The 19307-nt window shown below is 73.7% G+C and carries 19 protein-coding genes; 9 read left to right on the forward strand and 10 right to left on the reverse strand.

Translation table 11 applies throughout. The features are described from left to right. Positions 1–112 precede the first annotated feature (112 nt). From ACWCYY_RS33880 to ACWCYY_RS33890, 3 genes are all read left to right on the forward strand, one after another. The gene (locus ACWCYY_RS33880) at positions 113–964 is read left to right on the forward strand and encodes an MOSC domain-containing protein (protein WP_345289524.1); all 852 of its coding nucleotides are present in this window, start codon (positions 113–115) and stop codon (positions 962–964) included. A 140-nt stretch (positions 965–1104) separates the two neighbouring features. Then, entirely contained in the window at positions 1105–3513 is a 2409-nt protein-coding gene (locus ACWCYY_RS33885) for a right-handed parallel beta-helix repeat-containing protein (protein ID WP_345289523.1), read from the forward strand. A 37-nt stretch (positions 3514–3550) separates the two neighbouring features. Beyond that, positions 3551–4348 carry a DeoR/GlpR family DNA-binding transcription regulator gene (locus tag ACWCYY_RS33890; RefSeq protein ID WP_345289522.1) on the forward strand — a complete coding sequence of 266 codons (798 nt, stop codon included), beginning with the start codon at positions 3551–3553 and terminating at the stop codon, positions 4346–4348. Between the two features lie 67 nt (positions 4349–4415). On the opposite strand, the gene ACWCYY_RS33895 is transcribed toward ACWCYY_RS33890, so the two are convergent. The 3 genes from ACWCYY_RS33895 to ACWCYY_RS33905 all read right to left on the reverse strand — a co-directional run bounded on the left by ACWCYY_RS33895 (position 4416) and on the right by ACWCYY_RS33905 (position 9936). Then, positions 4416–5414: a GNAT family N-acetyltransferase gene (locus tag ACWCYY_RS33895; protein WP_449798192.1), complete on the reverse strand. Its 999-nt coding sequence runs from the start codon at positions 5412–5414 to the stop codon at positions 4416–4418. A gap of 47 nt (positions 5415–5461) precedes the next feature. Continuing rightward, positions 5462–6565 (reverse strand): PLP-dependent cysteine synthase family protein, encoded by a 1104-nt coding sequence (locus ACWCYY_RS33900; protein ID WP_345289520.1) that lies wholly within the window; start codon positions 6563–6565, stop codon positions 5462–5464. Positions 6566–6741: 176 nt separating this feature from the next. Next, positions 6742–9936 (reverse strand): M28 family peptidase, encoded by a 3195-nt coding sequence (locus tag ACWCYY_RS33905; RefSeq protein WP_345289519.1) that lies wholly within the window; start codon positions 9934–9936, stop codon positions 6742–6744. 331 nt (positions 9937–10267) lie between these two features. On the opposite strand from ACWCYY_RS33905, the gene ACWCYY_RS33910 reads away from it, so the two are divergent. Then, positions 10268–11857: a helix-turn-helix domain-containing protein gene (locus ACWCYY_RS33910; protein ID WP_449798193.1), complete on the forward strand. Its 1590-nt coding sequence runs from the start codon at positions 10268–10270 to the stop codon at positions 11855–11857. A 3-nt stretch (positions 11858–11860) separates the two neighbouring features. Here the strand turns inward: ACWCYY_RS33910 and ACWCYY_RS33915 are convergent, their stop codons facing one another. Next, positions 11861–12133, reverse strand: coding sequence for a helix-turn-helix domain-containing protein (locus tag ACWCYY_RS33915; RefSeq protein WP_345289516.1), 273 nt, complete (start codon positions 12131–12133; stop codon positions 11861–11863). A gap of 71 nt (positions 12134–12204) precedes the next feature. Here ACWCYY_RS33915 and map point away from each other — a divergent pair, with 71 nt between their 5' ends. Further along, the gene (map, locus tag ACWCYY_RS33920; protein ID WP_345289515.1) at positions 12205–12972 is read left to right on the forward strand and encodes a type I methionyl aminopeptidase; all 768 of its coding nucleotides are present in this window, start codon (positions 12205–12207) and stop codon (positions 12970–12972) included. A 29-nt stretch (positions 12973–13001) separates the two neighbouring features. On the opposite strand, the gene ACWCYY_RS33925 is transcribed toward map, so the two are convergent. The 3 genes from ACWCYY_RS33925 to ACWCYY_RS33935 form a co-directional block, all read right to left on the reverse strand. Further along, positions 13002–13604: a hypothetical protein gene (locus tag ACWCYY_RS33925; protein ID WP_449798194.1), complete on the reverse strand. Its 603-nt coding sequence runs from the start codon at positions 13602–13604 to the stop codon at positions 13002–13004. A 133-nt stretch (positions 13605–13737) separates the two neighbouring features. Then, positions 13738–14652, reverse strand: coding sequence for an AEC family transporter (locus ACWCYY_RS33930; RefSeq protein ID WP_449798195.1), 915 nt, complete (start codon positions 14650–14652; stop codon positions 13738–13740). Positions 14653–14741: 89 nt separating this feature from the next. Continuing rightward, positions 14742–15602, reverse strand: coding sequence for a PhzF family phenazine biosynthesis protein (locus ACWCYY_RS33935; RefSeq protein ID WP_449798196.1), 861 nt, complete (start codon positions 15600–15602; stop codon positions 14742–14744). Between the two features lie 232 nt (positions 15603–15834). Here ACWCYY_RS33935 and ACWCYY_RS33940 point away from each other — a divergent pair, with 232 nt between their 5' ends. Continuing rightward, positions 15835–16020, forward strand: a complete 186-nt coding sequence (locus tag ACWCYY_RS33940) for a hypothetical protein (protein WP_345289510.1) — start codon at positions 15835–15837, stop codon at positions 16018–16020. A gap of 106 nt (positions 16021–16126) precedes the next feature. Beyond that, on the forward strand, positions 16127–16978 hold the full coding sequence (locus ACWCYY_RS33945) for a hypothetical protein (RefSeq protein ID WP_449798197.1): 852 nt from the start codon (positions 16127–16129) through the stop codon (positions 16976–16978). On the opposite strand, the gene ACWCYY_RS33950 is transcribed toward ACWCYY_RS33945, so the two are convergent. After that, entirely contained in the window at positions 16945–17160 is a 216-nt protein-coding gene (locus ACWCYY_RS33950; RefSeq protein ID WP_345289508.1) for a hypothetical protein, read from the reverse strand. The genes ACWCYY_RS33945 and ACWCYY_RS33950 overlap by 34 nt on opposite strands. Positions 17161–17219: 59 nt before the next feature. On the opposite strand from ACWCYY_RS33950, the gene ACWCYY_RS33955 reads away from it, so the two are divergent. Together ACWCYY_RS33955 and ACWCYY_RS33960 are read left to right on the forward strand one after the other, a co-directional pair. Then, positions 17220–17714, forward strand: a complete 495-nt coding sequence (locus ACWCYY_RS33955; RefSeq protein ID WP_449798198.1) for a tetratricopeptide repeat protein — start codon at positions 17220–17222, stop codon at positions 17712–17714. A 90-nt stretch (positions 17715–17804) separates the two neighbouring features. After that, the gene (locus ACWCYY_RS33960; RefSeq protein WP_449798199.1) at positions 17805–18584 is read left to right on the forward strand and encodes an NPP1 family protein; all 780 of its coding nucleotides are present in this window, start codon (positions 17805–17807) and stop codon (positions 18582–18584) included. Between the two features lie 99 nt (positions 18585–18683). On the opposite strand, the gene ACWCYY_RS33965 is transcribed toward ACWCYY_RS33960, so the two are convergent. Continuing rightward, entirely contained in the window at positions 18684–18983 is a 300-nt protein-coding gene (locus ACWCYY_RS33965) for a hypothetical protein (RefSeq protein ID WP_449798200.1), read from the reverse strand. After that, positions 18980–19261: a hypothetical protein gene (locus tag ACWCYY_RS33970; RefSeq protein ID WP_449798201.1), complete on the reverse strand. Its 282-nt coding sequence runs from the start codon at positions 19259–19261 to the stop codon at positions 18980–18982. The genes ACWCYY_RS33965 and ACWCYY_RS33970 overlap by 4 nt, the downstream gene beginning before the upstream one ends. Between the last annotated feature and the right edge of the window lie 46 nt (positions 19262–19307).

Below are 19307 nucleotides of genomic sequence, written 5' to 3' on the forward strand. Positions count from 1 at the left end.
GGGGCAGGCGAGCCAGTTGCACGTGTTGCCGTTCCCCAGCGCGCAGTTCCCCGCGCCCCTGCGGGGCGCTCCCGCGCCCAAGGGCGCCGCCGAGCTCTGGCAGGATGGGCGCATGTCTCAGCTGACGGGTCTGCACATCTATCCGATCAAGTCCACGTACCGGCTCAGCCCGGAGAGCGCCCAGGTCGAGCCCTGGGGCCTGACCGGGGACCGTCGGTGGATGCTGGTGGACGAGGGCGGCAAGGCCGTGACCCAGCGGGACGAGCCGACGCTCGGTCAGTTCCGCGCCCTGCCCTCCCCCGACGGCTCGCTGACCGTGACCGCGCCGGACGGCGAGCGGATCGAGATCGCCGCCCCCGCGGGCGAGCCCTCCGTCAAGGCCGAGGTGTTCGGCACCTTCTTCACCACCGCGCTGGCCGCCGAGGAGGCCAACGCCTGGTTCGCCGGGTACTTCCCCGGCGTGCGCCTGGTGCACCTGGACGACCCGCTGGCCCGCCCGGTGAAGCCGGAGCACGCGGGCCCGGGCGACACCGTGACGATGGCCGACGGCTTCCCGCTGCTGCTCACCACCACCGGCTCGCTGGCGGAGCTGAACGCCCGGATCGCCGAGGACCACCCGGAGGACGAGCGCAAGGCGGCCCCGGTGCCGATGGAGCGCTTCCGCCCCAACCTGGTGGTGGACGTGGACGAGCCCTGGGCCGAGGACGACTGGCTGCGGGTGCGGGTCGGCGAGGTGACCTTCCGGGTGGCCAAGCCCTGCGGCCGCTGCGTGGTGACCACCACCGACCAGGAGACCGGCGAGCGCCGGGGCCCCGAGCCGCTGCGGGCGCTGGGCCGCCACCACCAGCTGGGCCAGAAGCTGGTCTTCGGCCAGAACCTGATCCCGGAGCGGCCGGAGGGCTTCACCGGTCTGATCGGCACCCTGCACCTGGGCGACGAGTTCACCGTCCTGGAGCGTCTCTGACCACCCGCGCGCAGCGGGCGGAACCCGTGCCGCGCCCGGTCGTTGTACCGGTCGTGGCGGTCCGGCGTCTCCCGGTGCGGCAAGCACGGCAAGCTCCGATACAGACAGCCCGTTGACAGAGGTGGGGATGGCGGATCGTCATGGCTGAGCACAGGGTCCGGGTCACCCAGGACAGCGCCTCGCGCTGGCGGCGCCGGGCCGGCGAGTACCAGACGCTGGCCGAGGCGGTGGCGGCCGCCGAGCCGGGTGACACGCTGACCGTCCGGGCCGGGACGTTCCGGGAGAACGTCGTGCTGGACAAGGCCGTCACCCTGCGCCCGGCGGACGGGCCCGGCACCGTCCGGCTCGACCCGCCCGCCGGGGTGCCGCTCACCCTGGCCGCCGACGCGGTGGTGCAGGGCCTGGTGATCGAGGGCTCGGAGCGCGCGGCCCCGGCCGTGCTGGTCCACGGACCGGGCGTGGCGGCCGAGTTGACCGGCTGCCGGGTGGAGGCCACGGCGGACTCCGGGGTGGAGCTGACCGACGGGGCCGCGCTGACCCTACGCGGCTGCACCGTGCTCAACCCGGCCGGGCTGGGCGTGCGGCTGCGCGCCGGGGCCGCGCTGGTGGCCGAGTCCACCGAGCTGGCCGGCTCGGCCCAGGTCGGGCTCGCGGTGCTGGACGGCTCCACCGCCCGGCTGGAGAACTGCCGGGTGCACCACGCCGGCGGGGCCGGGGTGCTGATCACCGGGGCGGGGAGCAGCGTCGAGCTGACGGGCTGTGAGGTCTACGAGATCAAGGGCAGCGGCGTGCTGGCGGAGAAGCAGGCCGTCGGCCGGCTCTCCGACTGCACCGTGCACCGGGTCTCGGACAACGGGCTGACCCTGGACAGCGGCGCCGAGCTGACCCTGACCGGGTGCCGCCTGTACGAGCTGGCCGAGAACGGCGCCGACCTGCGCGGCCGGGCCCGGCTGACCCTGGAGCACGCCACCGTCCGGGAGTTCGGCCGCGGCGCGCTGGCGGTCTGGGACCCGGGCACCGAGGTCAGCGCGCTCTCCTGCGAGCTGCACTCCAGCACCGGCGACTACCCCGCGGTCTGGGTCAGCGACGGCGCCCGGGCCACCCTCACCGACTGCTCGGTGCACGACGTGCCCGGCGCGCTCTCGGTGCTCGACCGGGATTCGCTGGTGACGGCCAAGGACTGCTCGTTCAGCGCGGTGCGCAGCTCGGCCGTCTCGGTCAGCGGCGGCGCCACCGTCCAGCTGGCGGACTGCCGGGTGCAGCAGGCGGCCACCGGGCTCTGGTTCCGCGACCACGGCAGCGGCGGGCGGCTGACGGGCTGTGAGGTCTCCGAGGTCGGGACGGGGGTGATCGTCACCACCGGCGCCGATCCGGAGCTGTACGAGTGCACGGTGCGGGGCAGCGCCGAGGCGGCCGTCTACGTCTCGGCGCAGGGCCGGGGCAGCTTCACCGACTGCCGGGTCTCCCAGGGACAGGGCTTCGGCTTCCACGTGATCGACGGCTGCCGCACGGTGCTGACCCGCTGCCGGGCGGAGCAGAACGCGCGGGCCGGGTTCGAGTTCTCCGAGCCGGGGCCGGTGACGGAGAACTGCGTCTCGGACGACGTGGCCCCGCCGAACAGCCCGGCGGCCCAGCCCCTCGCGCCCGCCGCACCGGCCGTCCCGGCCCCGCGGACGGTGCAACTCACCACCGCCGCCGCCCCGGTGACGGCCTCGATCGCGCCGATCCCGGACTGCCGGCCGGCCGACGAGGCGCTCGCCGAGCTGGACGCGCTGATCGGCCTGGCCACCGTGAAGCAGGAGGTGCGCACCCTGATCGACCTGATCTCGGTCGGCCGCCGCCGCCGGCAGGCCGGGCTGAAGGCACCCTCGCTGCGGCGGCACCTGGTCTTCACCGGCTCCCCCGGCACCGGCAAGACCACGGTGGCCCGGCTGTACGGGGAGATCCTGGCCGCGCTCGGGGTGCTCCAGCAGGGCCACCTGGTGGAGGTGGCCCGGGTGGACCTGGTCGGCGAGCACATCGGCTCCACCGCGATCCGCACCCAGGCGGCCTTCGACCGGGCCCGGGGCGGGGTGCTCTTCATCGACGAGGCCTACGCACTGGCCCCCGAGGACGGTGCCCGGGACTTCGGGCGGGAGGCGATCGACACCCTGGTCAAGCTGATGGAGGACCACCGGGACGAGGTGGTGGTGATCGTGGCCGGCTACACCACCGAGATGGAGCGCTTCCTCTCCGCCAACCCCGGCGTCTCCTCCCGCTTCTCCCGCACCGTCACCTTCCCCGACTACTCGGCCGGGGAGCTGCTGGAGATCGCCCGGGCGCAGTCGGTGGAGCACGAGTACGCGCTGACCGAGGCCGCCGAACGGGCCCTGCTGGACCACTTCTCCCGGCTGGAGCGGGGGCCGGGATTCGGCAACGGCCGGACGGCGCGCCAGGTGTTCGAGACCATGGTGGAGCGGCACGCGATGCGGGTCGCCCAGCTGGCCGACCCGACCACGGAGGAGCTCCAGCTGCTCGTCCCCGAGGACCTGCCGGGTGTGACGATCTGACAGGATGTCGCCAAGGACCGATCCGGAGGGCTGACAGATGGCCGACACCAGCAACCTGCTGGCCGAGCAGCGCCGCGCGCTGATCCTCGACGAGGTGCGGCGGCGCGGCGGCGTCCGGGTCAACGAGCTGACGCAGCGCCTGGGCGTCTCCGACATGACGATCCGTCGGGACCTCGACGCGCTGGCCCGGGCCGGCACGGTGGAGAAGGTGCACGGCGGGGCGGTGGCGGCCGGCGCGGCCCTGGCGCACGAGCCCGGCTTCGAGGCCAAGTCGGTGCTGGAGCCCTCCGCCAAGGAGCAGATCGCCCGGGCCGCGGCCGCCCTGGTCACCCCGGGCAGCGCGGTCGCGCTCTCCGGCGGCACCACCACCTACGCGCTGGCCCAGCAGCTGGTGGAGGTGGAGCACCTGACGGTGGTCACCAACTCGGTGCCGGTCTCCGAGGTCTTCGAGCGGGCCCGGCGGGCCGGCACCGGGGCGGGCACCACGGTGGTGCTCACCGGCGGGGTCCGCACCCCGTCCGACGCCCTGGTCGGCCCGGTGGCCGACCGGGCCGTCCGCGAGCTCCGCTTCGACCTGCTCTTCCTGGGCGCCCACGGCCTGGACGCGGAGGCCGGCCTGACCACCCCCAACCTGGCCGAGGCCGAGACCAACCGCGCCCTGATCGCCTCCGCCCGCCGCACCGTCGTGGTCGCCGACCACACCAAGTGGGGCGTGGTCGGCCTCTCCGCGATCGCCCCCCTGACGGCCGTGGACACCTGGGTCACCGACGCCGCACTGCCGTCCGCCGAGGCGGCGGTGGCCCGGGAGTCGATCCGCGAGCTGCTGCTCGCCTGAGCCCCGCCCCGCGGGCGGCTCCCCGCGGGTCCTCCGGTCCCGCTCCCCGGTGTGGCCCGAGGCGCCGTCAGGCGGAGGCGCCCTTGTTGCCCGTCTCCGTCTTGTAGACCGTCATGCCCCGGGCCAGGTAGTTCCGCAGGGCGTTCGGGTGGTCCTCGGTGCAGGTGTCCAGGACGACCCGGGTGGTGTTCTCCCGGGTGGCCCAGGCGGTGCGCAGCGCGAGCGTCAGGGCGGCGGCGCCGAGCCCCTGACCGACGTGCTCCGGGAGCAGGCCGAAGGCGCCGATCTCGACCGAGCCGTCCGGGTGGGGTTCGGTCTCCACGGTGCCCACCGCCTCGCCGTCCCGGGTGATCGTCCAGAACCGCCGGCCCGGCCGCTCCACCAGCGACTGCCGCCACTGCTCCTCGGTGCGCCGCGCGCTGCTCCAGCCGTACGGACCGCCGATCCGCTCCCGGGCCTCCCGGTTCTCGGCCGAGGCGCCGTCGACCTCCCGCACCGCGAGCCCCGCCACCTCCGCGCCCGGCCGCAGCGCGTCGAGCGAGGCCAGCTCCAGGTAGGTCACGATCTTGGCGCCGTCGGCCAGTGCGATCTCGAACTGCGGCCCGTCCTCGTCCTCCCGGACCAGCTCGAAGCCGGCCTTGCGCAGCACGTTCTGCGAGGCGTGGTTGTCCGGGTCGGTGTCGGCCCGCAGGGTGACCACCCCTTGGGCACGGCAGTGTTCGACGATCGCCCGGACGGCCTCGGTGGCGTAGCCCAGGCCCCGGGCGGACTCGGCCAGGCCGTAGCCGATCATCACCGAGCCGGCGGCGTCCGGGGCACCGTGGAAGCCGATGCCGCCGAGGGCAGCGCCGTCCTCGCGGCGGCGGATCTCGTAGTTGCCGAAGGGGTGCGGGGTGGTGCCGCCCTGACAGCGGTTCAGGAAGTTGCGGGTGGCGCGCTGCTCACCGGGGCCGGGGTAGCCGTCCGTCCAGTGGTCGCCGTCGCCGGGCTCGCCCGCCTCCACCCGGGCGGCGGACTCCGGGGTGAAGGCGTGCAGGAGGAGGCGTTCGGTCTGAAGGTCGTTCATACCGCCTGCCTACCAGCGGAGTCCGTCCGCCCACCACCGGTTTTCGCTCAGCCGAGCGGGCCCTCGTCCTTGAGGAAGAGCTCCAGCTGCTCCTGGTGCGGGGCGATGTCGATGCCCTGGCCGTACAGCCAGTCGTCGGAGTAGTACTTGTCGAGGTAGCGGTCACCGGGGTCGCAGATCAGGGTGACGACGCTGCCGTGCTGCCCGGCGGCGCGCATCTCGGCGACGATCCGCAGGGCGCTCCACAGCCCGGTGCCGGTGGAGGCGCCCGCCTTCTTGCCGAGCACCCGCTCCAGCACCCGGATCGCGGCGATCGAGGCGGCGTCGGGGACCTTCATCATCCGGTCGACGGCGCCGGGCACGAAGCTGGGCTCCATCCGGGGGCGGCCGATGCCCTCGATCCGGGAGCCGGTGTCGCAGGTGGCCCCGGGGTCGTGGTCGACCCAGCCCTGGAAGAAGCAGGAGTTCTCCGGGTCGGCCACGCAGATCCGGGTGTCGGCCTGGGTGTAGTGGACGTAGCGGGCCAGGGTGGCGGAGGTGCCGCCGGTGCCGGCGGTGGCGACGATCCAGGCCGGCTCGGGGTGGGGCTCCAGGCGGAGCTGGGCGAAGATCGACTCGGCGATGTTGTTGTTGCCGCGCCAGTCGGTGGCCCGCTCGGCGTAGGTGAACTGGTCCATGTAGTGGCCGCCGGTCCGCTCGGCCAGCTCGGCGGCCGCCTCGTAGACCTCGCAGGCGCTGTCCACCAGGTGGCACTCGCCGCCCTGGAACTCGATCAGGTCGATCTTGGCCTGGCTGGTGCTCTTGGCCATCACCGCGATGAACGGCACGCCGATCAGCCCGGCGAAGTACGCCTCGGAGACGGCGGTGGAGCCGCTGGAGGCCTCGATCACCGGGCGGCCGGGGCGGATCCAGCCGTTGCAGAGCGCGTAGAGGAAGAGCGAGCGGGCGAGGCGGTGCTTGAGGCTGCCGGTCGGGTGGGTGGACTCGTCCTTCAGGTAGAGGTCGATCCCCCAGTCCACCGGGAGCGGGAAGCGCAGCAGGTGGGTGTCGGCCGAGCGGTTGGCGTCGGCCTGCACCTTGCGGACGGCCTCCTTCAGCCAGGCCCGGTACTCCGGGTCGGTGCGGTCCACGTCCAGGGTCTCGATGGCCATCGCGCTGCGCTCCTCGGTGTGACAACTCCCTTGCCTGCCACCGAGTGTAGCGGATGACTACGATAAGTAATCTTATGGGTGGGTCCAGCTTCCGCTTCTCGCACCCGTGCGCGGACGCGGCTGTGCCGCGACCCGTCCCCCTCGACGGATCGCGGCACAGCCTGTCTTCGGTTGGATCAGATGCGGCCCCACAGGGCGGGGACGTTCGGCGGCTCCCAGCCGACCTGGGCCGTGTGGCCCTGGATGCAGCGGTAGCTGACGCCGTTGTAGGTCACCACGTCACCGGCGGCGTAGGTGGTGCCCGCCGCCCAGGTGCCGGAGGAGGTCCCACTGACCGTCAGGCTGTAGGTGGCGGTGCGGCTGACTGTGCCGGCCGCGGTCACCGTGATGCTGTAGGTGCCCGGGGTGGTGGAGGAGCCGACCGCGACCGTCATGGTCGAGGAGGACCCGGTCTGCACCGAGGAGGGGCTGAACGAGACCGTGGTGCCGGCCGGGGCGCCCGAGGCGGAGAGGCTCACCGTCTGGGCCGGGTTGCCGCTGACCGAGACCGTCGAGGTCACCGAGTTGCCCGCGGTGGCGGTGCCACTGGCCGGGCTGAGGGTGACGTTCAGGGTCGGGTCCGGGTTGGTGGTGCCGCCGACCGAGGTCTTCCAGATGGTGTAGGCGACGCCGTCCGCCGAGCGGTCCAGCACGGTGGTGCTGATGTTGGACGTGGTGTCGCAGGCGGAGTGGTAGCAGGAGTCGTACGCCCGGTTCGCGGTGCCGCCCCACTTGGCGGCCTGCGCCGAGGTCTTGGTGGCGCTGGCGCCGGCCGCGTAGCCGGAGGTCGGGATGCCGGCCTGCTGGAAGGAGTAGTCGTCCGAGCGGCCCTGGCCCTCGACGTTCTCCTCCGGCTGGACGCCGAGCGAGTCCCAGTAGGCCTTCATCGGGGCCGAGGTGGCCGAGTTCAGGTTGTTGATGAAGTAGCCGCCGTTGGGCGAGCCCACCATGTCGAAGTTGTAGTAGCCCTTGATGGCGCTGCGCGCCGTGGAGCTCAACTGGCCGACGTAGTGCTTGGAGCCCTGGAGCCCCTGCTCCTCACCGGCCCACCAGGCGAAGCGCACGTGGCGGGTCAGGTTCTGCGGGTTGGCCTGGGCCAGCGCCAGCGCGTTCTCCAGCAGGGTGGCCGAGCCGGAGCCGTTGTCGTTGATCCCGGGGCCGGCCGCGACCGAGTCCAGGTGCGCGCCGAGCATGGTGACCTGGTCGGCGGGGCCACCCGGCCAGTCGGCGATCAGGTTGTTGGAGACGTAGGTGCAGGAGGTGCAGCTCTGCTCGGAGACGGTGTAGCCCGCCGCCTGCAGCTTGGCCTTCACGTACGCCACCGAGGCGGTGTAACCGGCGCTGCCCGCACGGCGGTTGCCGCCGTTCTGGGAGGCGATGGTGTTCAGCTGGGTCAGGTGCGCCTGCACGTTGGCCACGCTGATGTTGGGGATCTGCGGGTCCGGGTTGCCGCCGCCGTTGACCGTCAGCTGGTACTGCGCGGTGTGGGTCGCGGTGCCGGTGCCGGTCACCGTGACGGTGCCGCTGACCGCCGAGCTGGAGGCGGTGACGGTCATGGTCGAGGACGAACCCGACTGCACGGAGGACGGGCTGAAGGAGACCGAGACGCCGGCCGGGGCGGAGGCGGTCAGGTTGACCGTCTGGGCGCTGCCGGAGGTGGTCTGGGTGCTCACCGTGGCGGTCACCGAGGAACCCTTGTCCACCGAGCCGCTGGTCGGGCTCAGCGTCACCGAGAAGTCGCTGCCCGGCTGGGAGGTGCAGGTGACCTCACCGGTCTGGGCCGGGACGCTGACGGCGTCCCAGGCGGCCTTGGCCCGGTTGTAGAAGTTGCAGGTCGGGTCCAGCGTCTTCGCGGCGGACAGGGTCGCCACGCGGTACTTCTTGTAGGTCATGCTGCTGGTCTTGAGCAGCATGCCGCCGTAGAAGACCTTGCCGGCGTTCTGGATGCCGATGCCGGTCACCGAACTGCTGTTGCAGGTGGGGCTGTTGGGCTTGCCGCCGCCCGGGGCGCTGCCCTCGGCCAGCAGGTAGAACCAGTGGTTCAGCGGGCCCGCCGCCGCGTGCTCCTCGGTGTTGGGGATGGAGGAGGAGTAGCAGTTGGGGTTGTTGCTCACCTGCGAGGGGTTGTACATGTTCCGGATCGGCCCGGAGCCGACCAGGTTGATCATCTCGCCGACCAGGTAGTCGGGGGCGTCGTACGGGGCGCTCTGGTTGGCGTACGCCTCGGTGAGCGCGCCCATGATGTCGCCGGTCGCCTCACCCAGGCCGGCCTCGTTGCTGGCCGCGCCGCCGGGGGTGAACTGGTCGAGGCCGTGGCCGAACTCGTGGCCCACCACGTCGATCGAGGCGATCCACTCGTTGGCGTTGTTGTGGCCGATCGAGACCGAGGAGCCGTCCCAGTAGGCGTTGACGTCGTTGAGGCCGACCTTGACCGGCCAGCTGCCGCCGTTGCCGTTGTGCCCGTTGCGACCGAGCCAGTCGCGGAGCATGTCCCATTCCTTCTGCGCCGCGAAGAACACGTCGGCGCAGCCGGTCTCCTTGCTGGTGGAGCTGCCGTTGCCCCAGGTGTCGCTGGACTTGGAGAAGACCTGGCCGGTGGAGTAGTCGGCACAGCTCAGGCCGGGGCGGCTGGGGTCGCGCAGCGAGTAGGTGCTGCCCGAGGCGGTGGTGGTGATGGTCGGCGAGGGGCCGTTCCACTTGCTGTTCGCGGTACCGGCCTTGACGTCGTCGTAGGAGTCGATGACCGCACCCGTACGGGCGTCGACGAAGACGTGCAGACGGCTCGGGGCGGTCTGGGTCCGGCCGTTGACCACCGTCTCCCAGGCCAGCGTGGAGACGCCGTCCTTGACCTTGACCACCAGACGGCCGGCCTCGACGCCGGAGACGGAGGCCAGCTTGGCGCGGGAGGTGGCCTCGGCGGCGGCCGCGGTGACCTCGGCCTTGGTCGAGACGCCGATCGCACCGGACTTGGCGTTCTGGCTGCCGTGCACCCGGCCCTGGGCGTCGGCCAGCACGACGGCGTCGCCGCCGACCACCGGCAGGCCCTTGTAGGTGCGCTGGTAGGCGACGGAGTACAGACCGTTGATCCACGGGGTCACCGAGGAGCGCTGGTACGTCTCGTCCGGGCCCTTGGCCAGGGCGTCGAGACCGGCCGTGGCGGCCTGGTCCGCGGCGGCGACGGCGGTGTTCAGTGCGACGAGTGCGGACTGCGCGGACTGCGCTCCCGACGGCACCGGCTGTGGGGCGGCTCCGGCCTGCCCGGCCGCGGTGGCGGCGAGCATCCCGGCCAGGACGGTCAGGGTGGTGCCCGCCGTCAGCAACTTTCGTTTCATCGAGGCTCCTCGAACGTGGGGGTCCTCGACCACGGACGGCGTGCCAAAGGCACGCCGGGGAGGCCATGTTGGGGCATGGCCATGGGGACGTCCGTGCTCGGGTGCCGGAACACTCACACGTCGTCAGAACGCGGTCAACGGTTGCGGACCGCCCTCGGTGCGGTTGGCAAACTCTGTCAAGCTGCGGGTTCCGCCCAGAGGTCTCGACCACCGGAGGAAGACAGAGGTCGAGACCACCTTCGTGAAGAGGTTGAGACCATCCGATGTACGCGGCGGGCTGCGGAGGAGTACCGTCCTCGATACGCGCACGGACCCGGGGGGAGAACTGCCAGTGCACCGCAGCCGCGCCGCAGCAAGGCCCCTTGACGCAGCGTCAGCCCTCCCCGCCGACGGCCCGCCCCCGGTCTCAGCCGCCGCCGCCTGGCAGGCCTTCGGCGCCCGGCTACGGCACTGGCGCCGCCAGGCCGGGCTGACCCAGGCCCAGTTGGCCACCGCGATCGGCTACGACCACACCGCCATCAGTCGCCTGGAGCACGGCACCCGCCGGGCGAATGCCCGACTGGTCCAGCAGTTCGACGAACTCCTGCGCACCGGCGGCGAGTTGACCGAGGCCTTCGGCAAGGCCGAGTGCAGCGAACAGCCCGGCCCCGGCCTGCCCCCGGCCCTGGTCCGCCCGCCCCTCCCCCGCGAGGCCCTCGGCGCCCCGGCCCTGCTCCGCAGCGGCACCCGACGACGCGAGGCCCGTGGCAGCACCCAGGGGCGCGAGGAACTGCGCGCGGCGGAAGGCCACGACCCGTCCGCCGGGCACCGAGGGCCAGTTGCAACCGGGCATCCGAACCCACCCCAGGGCCTCGTCTTCCCCACCGGCCCCGCCCCCGCCCGCCTCCCCGACTACGGCCTGCTCTGTCCGCTGCACGGCGCCGTCGGCTGCACCGTCCCCACCGAACCCCAACTCTCCGCCCTGCACGCCGAGTTCTGCGCCGACCCGGCAGGCCGAACCGGCCTCGACCCGGACACCGCCCACGCCCTGGCCGGCCTGCTCGCCGCCCACCTCAAGGCCGGCGAACGCGCCGCCCGCCCCGAAGTGGCCGCCGCCGTCGAACGCACCCTGCGCGCCGTGCTGGACCGCCTGGCCGTCACCCCCGCCGGCCGCCGCCGCCCACTCGTCCGCCTGGCCGCCGAGTACGCCCACGCCGCCGGCGCGATGCGGATGCAGCACGGCCGCTACGCCACCGCGATGGCCTGCTTCGACCGGGCACTCACCTGGTCCGAACTCGCCGACGACCCGGCCACCCAGGTCGCCGCGCTGAGCGACATGAGCACCCTGGCCCGCCTCGACGGCGACGCCGCCACCGCCCTGGGCTACGCCCGGGAGATCACCCGGGCCGCACCCGGGCGGCACTGGGCCGCCGCGATGGGCCAGGTCGGGCAGGCCCGCGCGTACGCCCTGGCCGGGGACGTCCGGGCCACCGTCCGGCACATCGGCCGGGCCCGGCTGCACCTGGACCACATCGGCGCCCACGACGAGACCGACGCGCCCTGGCTCTCGATCGCCTCCATGCAGCTGCGGGTGGAGTCCGGCGCGGCGGCCGCCCTGCGCGACGTGGCCGCCGCCGTCCAGGACCCGCTGCTCGCCCTGCGCGCGGTGGACGCCGCCCAGCACGCCCTCGACCTGCTGGGCGCCGCCCAACTCCCTTCCACCCGGCTGCTGTTCACCGTCCGGATCGCCGACTGCCACTACTGCGCGCACGACCCGCAGACCGCCGTCTCGCTGCTCGCCCCGGCCCTGGAGGCGGCCGGCCCGGAGCGCCCGAGCCTGCCCGCCCTGGTCGGCCACGAGCTGCGCGGCCTGCGCGACCGGATCGCCGACCGGCCCGAACTGGCCGACACCGCACGCCGCCTGGCCGACCTGGCGGGCTGACCCTCAGGCCGTCAGGGCCTCGCCCTGCCCGGCCGGCTCGGCGCACGCCTCCGCGAGCACGTCCAGCGAGACGCCCAGCGCGTGCGCCAGCGCCGCCACCGTGAAGAACGCCGGGGTCGGCGCCCGGCCGGTCTCGATCTTGCGCAGCGTCTCCGCCGACACTCCGGCCGCCGCCGCGACCTCGACCATGCTGCGCTCACCGCGGGCCTCCCGGAGCAGGGCTCCGAAGCGCTCGCCGCGGGCCCGCTCCTGCGGGCTGAGGGGGACTCTCACCATGACCGTGATACTAATACCGGTATAAGTATTGGGTCCAGTCGACCCACCGTCCCGGGGAGAGGTACGTCCACATGGTCGAGATCAAGACCGATGCCGCACTGGAGCTGATGCGCGAGGCCGGACGGGTGGTGGCCAACGCGCTGGCCGCCGTCCAGGCCGCCGCCGCACCCGGCGTCAGCCTGCTGGAACTCGACGAGGCGGCCCGCACCGTGCTCGACGAGGCCGGGGCCCGCTCCCCCTTCCTCGGCTACCGCCCGGCCTTCGCCCCCACCCCCTTCCCCGCCGTGATCTGCGCCTCCGTCAACGACGCCCTGGTGCACGGCATCCCGACCGCCTACCGGCTGCGCGACGGCGACCTGGTCTCCATCGACTGCGGCGCCGAACTCGACGGCTGGAACGGCGACGCCGCCGTCAGCTTCACCGTCGGCACCCCGCGCCCCGCCGACCTCGCCCTGATCGAGACCACCCGCCGCGCCCTGGAGGCCGGCATCGCCGCCGCCACCGTCGGCCACCGCCTCGGCGACGTCTCGCACGCCATCGGCACCGTCGCCCACGAGGGCGGCTACGGCATGCCCACCGACTTCGGCGGCCACGGCATCGGCCGCCGGATGCACGAGGACCCCCACCTCCCCAACCGCGGCCGCCCCGGCCGGGGCCTGCCGCTGCGCCACGGACTGGTCCTCGCCATCGAGCCCATGCTGATGGCCGGCGGCCGCGACACCCACCGCACCGACCCCGACGGCTGGACCCTGCGCACCACCGACGGCACCCGCGCCGCCCACATCGAGCACACCGTCGCGATCACGGAGAACGGCCCCCGCGTCCTCACCCTGCCCTGAGGGTGCGTCAGCCCCTCCTGACCGACCGGCTACCGCACGACACGGCACTCGACCGCGTCCCGAACGGGGCAGAAGGCGAACGGCTGGTGCCGGCCCCCCGAGAACTCGCCCGTGAACCGGGCCACGGCGAAGGTGACGACCTGTCCGCCGCCCAGCTGCACCGTCCGCGACCGCGCCGGCCAGTACCTGCCGGTCTCGTCGCCCTTGAGCGCGACACCGCCGTCGACCCCGAGGAACGCCGTGAGGTAGGCGGCCCCGTTCTCCTGGAAGGCGAAGAGGTACGGACGCCCTGCGGCCAGTTCGCGGATCGGCGTGAACAGCGAGGTCTCCTGCAGCCTGCCGTCCCGGCGGCGGACCAGCGCCGCCGCGCAGACGTACACGTCGTCGGCCAGCCACACCGCGTACGCGTACCCATGGCCGTCCGAGTCGAGCACCACCATGTTCGACAGCGAGGGGCGCGGGCACCCGGAGGGTCCACCGTCCTCCAGCTCGTCGAGGATCCAGAGGTCCTCCTGCCCCGCGTGCTCGCGCAGCACCACGCGGTTGCGCGTCGGCGAGGGGGAGGGGGTCGGCGACGGCGGCCAGACGACCGGACGCCGGGTGGCCGACGGAAGGTCCGGGCTGCCCGGCACCTCCGCGACTGTGAGCCCGCAGCCGCCCGACGCCAGCAGTGCCAGCACCCCGAGCCCCGTCACCGCACGGCGAACCGCACGCCTCGTCTCCATCGCGTCCCCCCGGACCGTCCCCGACAGTCCGTCGATCTTGTCACAGGAGCCAGCTGACCACCGAGAGGGTGGCCATCGAGGTCAGGGTGGACCAGAGGACCGCGTCGCGGGCCAGGACCTTGCCGACGCCGTACTCGCGGGCGTAGGTGTAGACGTTCTGCGCGGTCGGGAGGGCGGAGAACAGGGCCACGGTGCGGAGTTGGCCGGCCGGGAGGTGGAGCAGCCAGTGGCCCACCGCGTAGGCGGCGAGCGGCTGGAGGACGGTCTTGAGGGTGACCAGCACGCCGAGCTCCGCGGGTGGGGTGCGGCCCTCGGCGGGCGGGCGGCCGTGCAGCGAGAGGCCGAGGGCGACCAGGGCGGTCGGGACACCCGCGCCGCCCAACAGCTCGCAGCTGCGGGCCAGTTCGACGGGCAGCCGCCAGTGCAGGGCGGAGACCGCGGCGCCCAGGCCGGCGGCCAGCAGGATGGGGTTGCGCAGCGGGAGGGCGAGCAGGTCGCGGACCCGGCGGCCGGACCGCCCGCCCTCGGCGTCCAGCAGAGTGAGCGCCACCGGGGTGACCACCAGCACCTGGAGCAGCACCACCGGCGCGACGAAGGTCGCGTCGCCGAGCACCTGGAGCGCCACCGGGATGCCGAGGTTGGCGGAGTTGACGTACCCGGCGGCCATCCCGCCGACCGTCCGCTCGCCCCGGCCGCGGCCGAACACCACCCCCGCCAGCACCGCGCCGAGTCCCATCATCAGGGCCGTCCCGGCGGCGAAGGCCAGCACCGAGGTGTTGGCGAAGCGCGCCAGCGGGGTGCGGGCGATCATCGTGAACAGAGCGGCGGGCATGGCGACGTGGAACACGAACCGTCCGAGCACCGTCTCCGCGTGCGGCCCCAGCAGCCCGCGCCGGGCGACCAGGTAGCCGACCCCGGTGAGGGCCCAGATCGGGGCGAACGCGGAGAACAGCACGGGACCTCGCTGGTCGGGGTGGTCGGAGCGCTACGCGCGCAGTCAACCAGCCTCCCCGACGCCCCCGACCGGCGGGGTCCCGCCCGGAGCTACTCCGCGTCCGGAATCCGGACCGCCGCGCCGGTGACCCGGATCCGCGGGTCCTCCGGGCTGAGGCCGACCCTGAGCAGGCCGGGGCGGCCGAGGTCGTAGCCCTGGTGGAGCGTCAGCTCGGCGTCCGGGGCGGCCTCGCCCACCTCCCGCAGGTACGCGCCGAAGGCGGCGGCCGCAGCGCCGGTGGCCGGGTCCTCGACCACGCCACCGACCGGGAACGGGTCCCGGACGTGGAAGACGGTCTTGGACTCGCGCCAGACCAGCTGGAGGGTGACCAGCTCGCGCTCCGTCATGAAGCGGGCCAGGCCGTCGAAGTCGTAGTCCAGCGCGGCCAGCCGCTCCCGGGTGGTCACCGCGAGCACCAGGTGCCGCGCCCCGGCGTAGCCGATCCGCGGCGGCAGCGCCGCGTCCAGGTCGCCGCGGGCCCAGCCGAGCAGGGCGAGCGCCTCGTCGACCTCCGCGTCGGTCACCGGGAGCACGTGCGGCTCGACGCTGGTGAGCGTCGCCACCAGCCCGTCCGGCCCCTCGGTCACCGAGACCGGCACCTCGCCGGCGCCGGTGTGCAGCAGCAGCTCGCCGGGGCCGATCCGCTCGGCCAGCGCGACCGCGGTCGCCACGGTGGCGTGGCCGCAGAACGGGACCTCCATCAACGGGCTGAAGTACCGGACCCGGTACTCCCGCTCGCCCTCGCCGCGGAGCAGGAAGGCGGTCTCCGAGTAGCCGAGCTCGGCGGCGATGCCCAGCTGGGTGGCGTCGTCCAGCCCGGTGGCGTCCAGCACCACGCCGGCCGGGTTCCCCCCGGCGGGGTCGGTGGTGAACGCGCTGTATCGGAGCACCTCAGGTGCGGTATCGGTCATGCCCGTGCGAACGTCCGGCACCGTACTCCTGTTCCCGCCCGGACCGGGACGGTGGTCACAACCGGCGGGCGGTCTGCCGGACCTGACGCCCTGCCACCCCGGGTCGGGTCACCCCCGCGTAACCGGATCGCCCCTACCCGGCACCGGGTCGAGATCCACCGGCAAAGCCCCCGTCATGACGGCGGGTCAGGCTGGAGCCACTCCACACGGACTCCCCGGAAGGGACCCCGCCATGAGCGACCTCACCCTGCTCGCCGCCGCCCTCACCGACCTCTACGTCGGCAGCCCCGCCCGCGACACCGGCGCCGGCGCCCCGGCCCGCGTCCCCGGCCACGAGGCCGACCGCCTGGCCGCCCTCCCCCGCGCCGAGCGCCGGTTCCGCCGCACCCCGCGCCGCTCCGTCTTCCGCCGCGCCTGAGCGTCCACCCGCCGCCCGGCGGTGTTCCGCGGGCGCACCATCGCTGGCAGGATCACCCCGGGGGCGTGCGAGAGCCGCGCGGCCACCCACCCGGGGGTTTGCCGCGATGGACACCGAACCAGCACCAGGATCAGCAGCCGAGCACACCGCCCACCGGCTCCGCACCGAACTGCTCGCCGTCGCCTCCGTCCTGTCGACGGGCCGCCCACCGCTGCTGGTCCGCGAATGGACCGACACCCAGGAACTGCACGGCCAAGCCGTCGGGCAGCGGTACTTCGTCCTGGTCGCCGTCGAACGCGGGCCGGGCGCCGAGCAGTTCGACGAGGTGACCACGGCCTTCGCCGCGTCGGGCTGGAAGGCCCACCGCTGGACCGGCCACACCGAGGGCACCGCCTGGGCCAGCGCCAAGCGGGACGGCATCGAGGTGACGGCCCATCAGGGCCGGGGCACCGGCGTGATCACCGTCTCCGCCCACACCCCGGTGGTCTTCGTCCCCGGCCGGGAGAGCCTGCGTCAGCCGCTGCACACCCTCAGCACCGGCACCGGCCTGCTCTGCTCCGACTGCCAGGGCTGGGGCATCTGCCTGATCTGCGAGGGCACCGGCCGCCACCACACCCCCGGACGGATGAGCTACGGCCGCTGCCAGTGCTGGGGCGGCCAGGCCGGACCGGGCCGCTGCGTCGACTGCGCGGGCCAGGGCCGGACCGAGCCGCCCGTCCCGCCGCCCTGGAAGCGCCAGGAGCCCGCGCCCGCCGAATCCCCGGCACCGGCGGAGGCGGTCCCCGCCTCCGCCCTCGACGCCCTGGCCGTGGCGACCGGACGGCCCTGCACCTGCGGCAGCCTCTCCTGCCACTGGCAACTCGCCCGCACCCGGACCGAGTTGCGGGTCTCCGCCCCCTGCCAGTCCTGCGCCCGCCCCCGCAGCTACACCTTCCCGCTCCCCGCCGCCGCCCGCTGACGGCGCCGCCCCTGCCGCACCTCCAGCACCAGCCACAGGACGGCCACCAGCAGTACTCCCCCGGCCAGCACGGTCCACCCGACCGCCCCGCCGTCGCCCTGCGCCCGAACGGCGGTGATCAGGAGCAAGCCCCCGCACACCACCCCGACAACCGCCACCACCATGTTCGCCCGGTAGATCATCCGACCATCATCGACCACCACCCCGCCCCGCCGTCACCCGCCCCTGCCACACTCCGTCCGTGGACCACCTCATCGCCCTCGACCCCACCGGCCGCATGGTCCCCACCGACCGCCCGGCCCTGGAGCACCACGTCACCGCCCTCCTCGCCACCGCCCCCACCGACGCCCGCGAGCTCCGACAGGCAGGCGTCGGCCTCCTCGCCCTCGGCCGACTCCCGGACGCCACCGCCCTGTTGGAGCAGGCCCGCGCCGCGGCCGAAGGCCCGACCCGGGTCGCCGTCCGGATAAACCTCGGCGACGCCCACCGCTACGCCGGCGCCCTCGACGCGGCCGAGCCGCACTACCGCGAGGCCCTCCGCCTGGCCCGCGCCGACCACCCCGGCCTGGTGCACTTCTGCCTCCAGCACCTCGGCAAGCACCGCACCGACCAGGGCCGCCTCGCCGAGGCCCGCACCCTGCTCACCGAAGCCCTGACCCTGCGCCAACTCCTCGGCGACGCCTCCCTGGTGGCCTCCACCGAGGCCGCCCTGCGCGCGGCCGCCGGGCCGGGCTGAGATTCGCCGGCCGGACCGCCGGATTTCACCCGGAGAGCGCTCCACCGCCCTAAGCTCCTCCGTCAGTGTCCACGACAAGAGGAGCACCGCATGGCCCACCGCACAGCCCGCCGCACCGGCACCCTGCTCGGCGCCGGCGTCCTCCTGCTCGGGCTCTCCACCGCCATCGCCCGGGCCGACTCGCTCCCCAACCTCCCGCAGCGGGCCGGGGGTTACGAATCCTCGTTCTCACCCGCCTACGACTACGACACCGACGGCTGCTACGCCGTCGCGGCCATCGCGCCCGACGGCACCCTCAACCCCGGCCTCAAGACCAGCGGCGCGGTGAACGGGAGTTGCCACGACCAGTCCGACCTGGACCGGTCCCAGACCTACGCCCGCTCGAAGTGCAACAACGGCTGGTGCGCGATCGTCTACGCCAGCTACTTCGAGAAGGACCAGACGGTGAGCGGCTGTTGCGGCCACCGCCACGACTGGGAGCACGTCGTCTCCTGGGTGAACCAGGCCTCCAACCAGGTCGAGTACCTGACGGTGACCCAGCACAGCGGGCAGTCCACCTACCCGCGCTCCGCGGTCCGCTTCGACGGCACCCACCCCAAGGTGGTCTACCACAAGGACGGTCTGCCGGCCCTGACCCACCTCTTCCGCCTCGCCAACACCAACGACGAGCCCCCGGAGAACCACTACCACTCCTGGCGCCAGCCCCCGATCGTGGACTGGAACGGCTGGCCCAGCACCGAGCTGCGCGACCGCCTCAACAACGCCGACTTCGGCGCGGCCACCATCAAGACCACCGACAAGGACGACCGCTTCCGCAACCTGCTGAACGCCTCCAAGCCCGCCGGCATCCCCTTCGACCCCTGGTCCTGAGTCCGGCCCCGGCGGGGACCCCGGCGTTCGACTGCCGATGATGACGAGGGTGCGTCAGTCTCGCGGGTGCGCACGGTCCGCGGGACTGACGAGGGCCGGTCAGTCCGCCCGCAGGATCCGGGAGATGTAGATCGTCGGCGGTTCGGTGTTCTCGTTCACCGCGTACTCCACCAGGCCCAGGTCGTGCCGCAGCGGCGCCGAGTGCATACCCGGCCGGCCCGGCACCGGCATGCTCAGGTGCGGGAAGGGGTTCTCCCGCAGGTCCACCAGGAAGGCGACCATCGCGGAGAACACCTCCGCCGGGGTCTTCGGGTCACCGAGCACCTCCTCCGCCGCCGGGGAGAGGGTGATCGGGTCGTCCTCGTCGTGTTCGGGCCCGTCGAACCCGAAATCGCTCACCGCTCTCCCAGCCGACGAAGGACCGCGGAGGCGGACGTTCCCGGAGCGGTGCCGGCCTGGACGGCGGCATGGATGCGGTCGCCCTCCGGGTCGCGGTAGAGCTCTGCACGCAGCCACCATCGGCGCAGGACCCCGCCGATCTCCTCGTCGGTGGCCTCGCCCATCTCGCGGTAGAACTCCATCCGCTGTGCCGGGGGGAGGGCAGCGGCGACGGCGTCCTGGGTGCGGGGGATCGGCTGCTTCCCGTCCTGGTGGCCGTGCAGGGGTGCGGCGCTCACCGTGCCTCCGGTACTCGTGGGTGCGGGCATGTCCAGTCTCCCCCAT

It is taken from the genome of Kitasatospora sp. NPDC001664 (assembly GCF_053596675.1).

Excerpts from the sequence above, each read along its gene's own strand:
- ACWCYY_RS33880 (WP_345289524.1), top strand. The coding sequence starts at position 113 with ATGTCTCAGCTGACGGGTCTGCACATCTATCCGATCAAGTCCACGTAC.
- ACWCYY_RS33885 (WP_345289523.1), top strand. The coding sequence starts at position 1,105 with ATGGCTGAGCACAGGGTCCGGGTCACCCAGGACAGCGCCTCGCGCTGG.
- ACWCYY_RS33890 (WP_345289522.1), top strand. The coding sequence starts at position 3,551 with ATGGCCGACACCAGCAACCTGCTGGCCGAGCAGCGCCGCGCGCTGATC.
- ACWCYY_RS33895 (WP_449798192.1), bottom strand. The coding sequence starts at position 5,414 with ATGAACGACCTTCAGACCGAACGCCTCCTCCTGCACGCCTTCACCCCG.
- ACWCYY_RS33900 (WP_345289520.1), bottom strand. The coding sequence starts at position 6,565 with ATGGCCATCGAGACCCTGGACGTGGACCGCACCGACCCGGAGTACCGG.
- ACWCYY_RS33905 (WP_345289519.1), bottom strand. The coding sequence starts at position 9,936 with ATGAAACGAAAGTTGCTGACGGCGGGCACCACCCTGACCGTCCTGGCC.
- ACWCYY_RS33915 (WP_345289516.1), bottom strand. The coding sequence starts at position 12,133 with ATGGTGAGAGTCCCCCTCAGCCCGCAGGAGCGGGCCCGCGGCGAGCGC.
- map (WP_345289515.1), top strand. The coding sequence starts at position 12,205 with ATGGTCGAGATCAAGACCGATGCCGCACTGGAGCTGATGCGCGAGGCC.
- ACWCYY_RS33935 (WP_449798196.1), bottom strand. The coding sequence starts at position 15,602 with ATGACCGATACCGCACCTGAGGTGCTCCGATACAGCGCGTTCACCACC.
- ACWCYY_RS33940 (WP_345289510.1), top strand. The coding sequence starts at position 15,835 with ATGAGCGACCTCACCCTGCTCGCCGCCGCCCTCACCGACCTCTACGTC.
- ACWCYY_RS33945 (WP_449798197.1), top strand. The coding sequence starts at position 16,127 with ATGGACACCGAACCAGCACCAGGATCAGCAGCCGAGCACACCGCCCAC.
- ACWCYY_RS33950 (WP_345289508.1), bottom strand. The coding sequence starts at position 17,160 with ATGATCTACCGGGCGAACATGGTGGTGGCGGTTGTCGGGGTGGTGTGC.
- ACWCYY_RS33960 (WP_449798199.1), top strand. The coding sequence starts at position 17,805 with ATGGCCCACCGCACAGCCCGCCGCACCGGCACCCTGCTCGGCGCCGGC.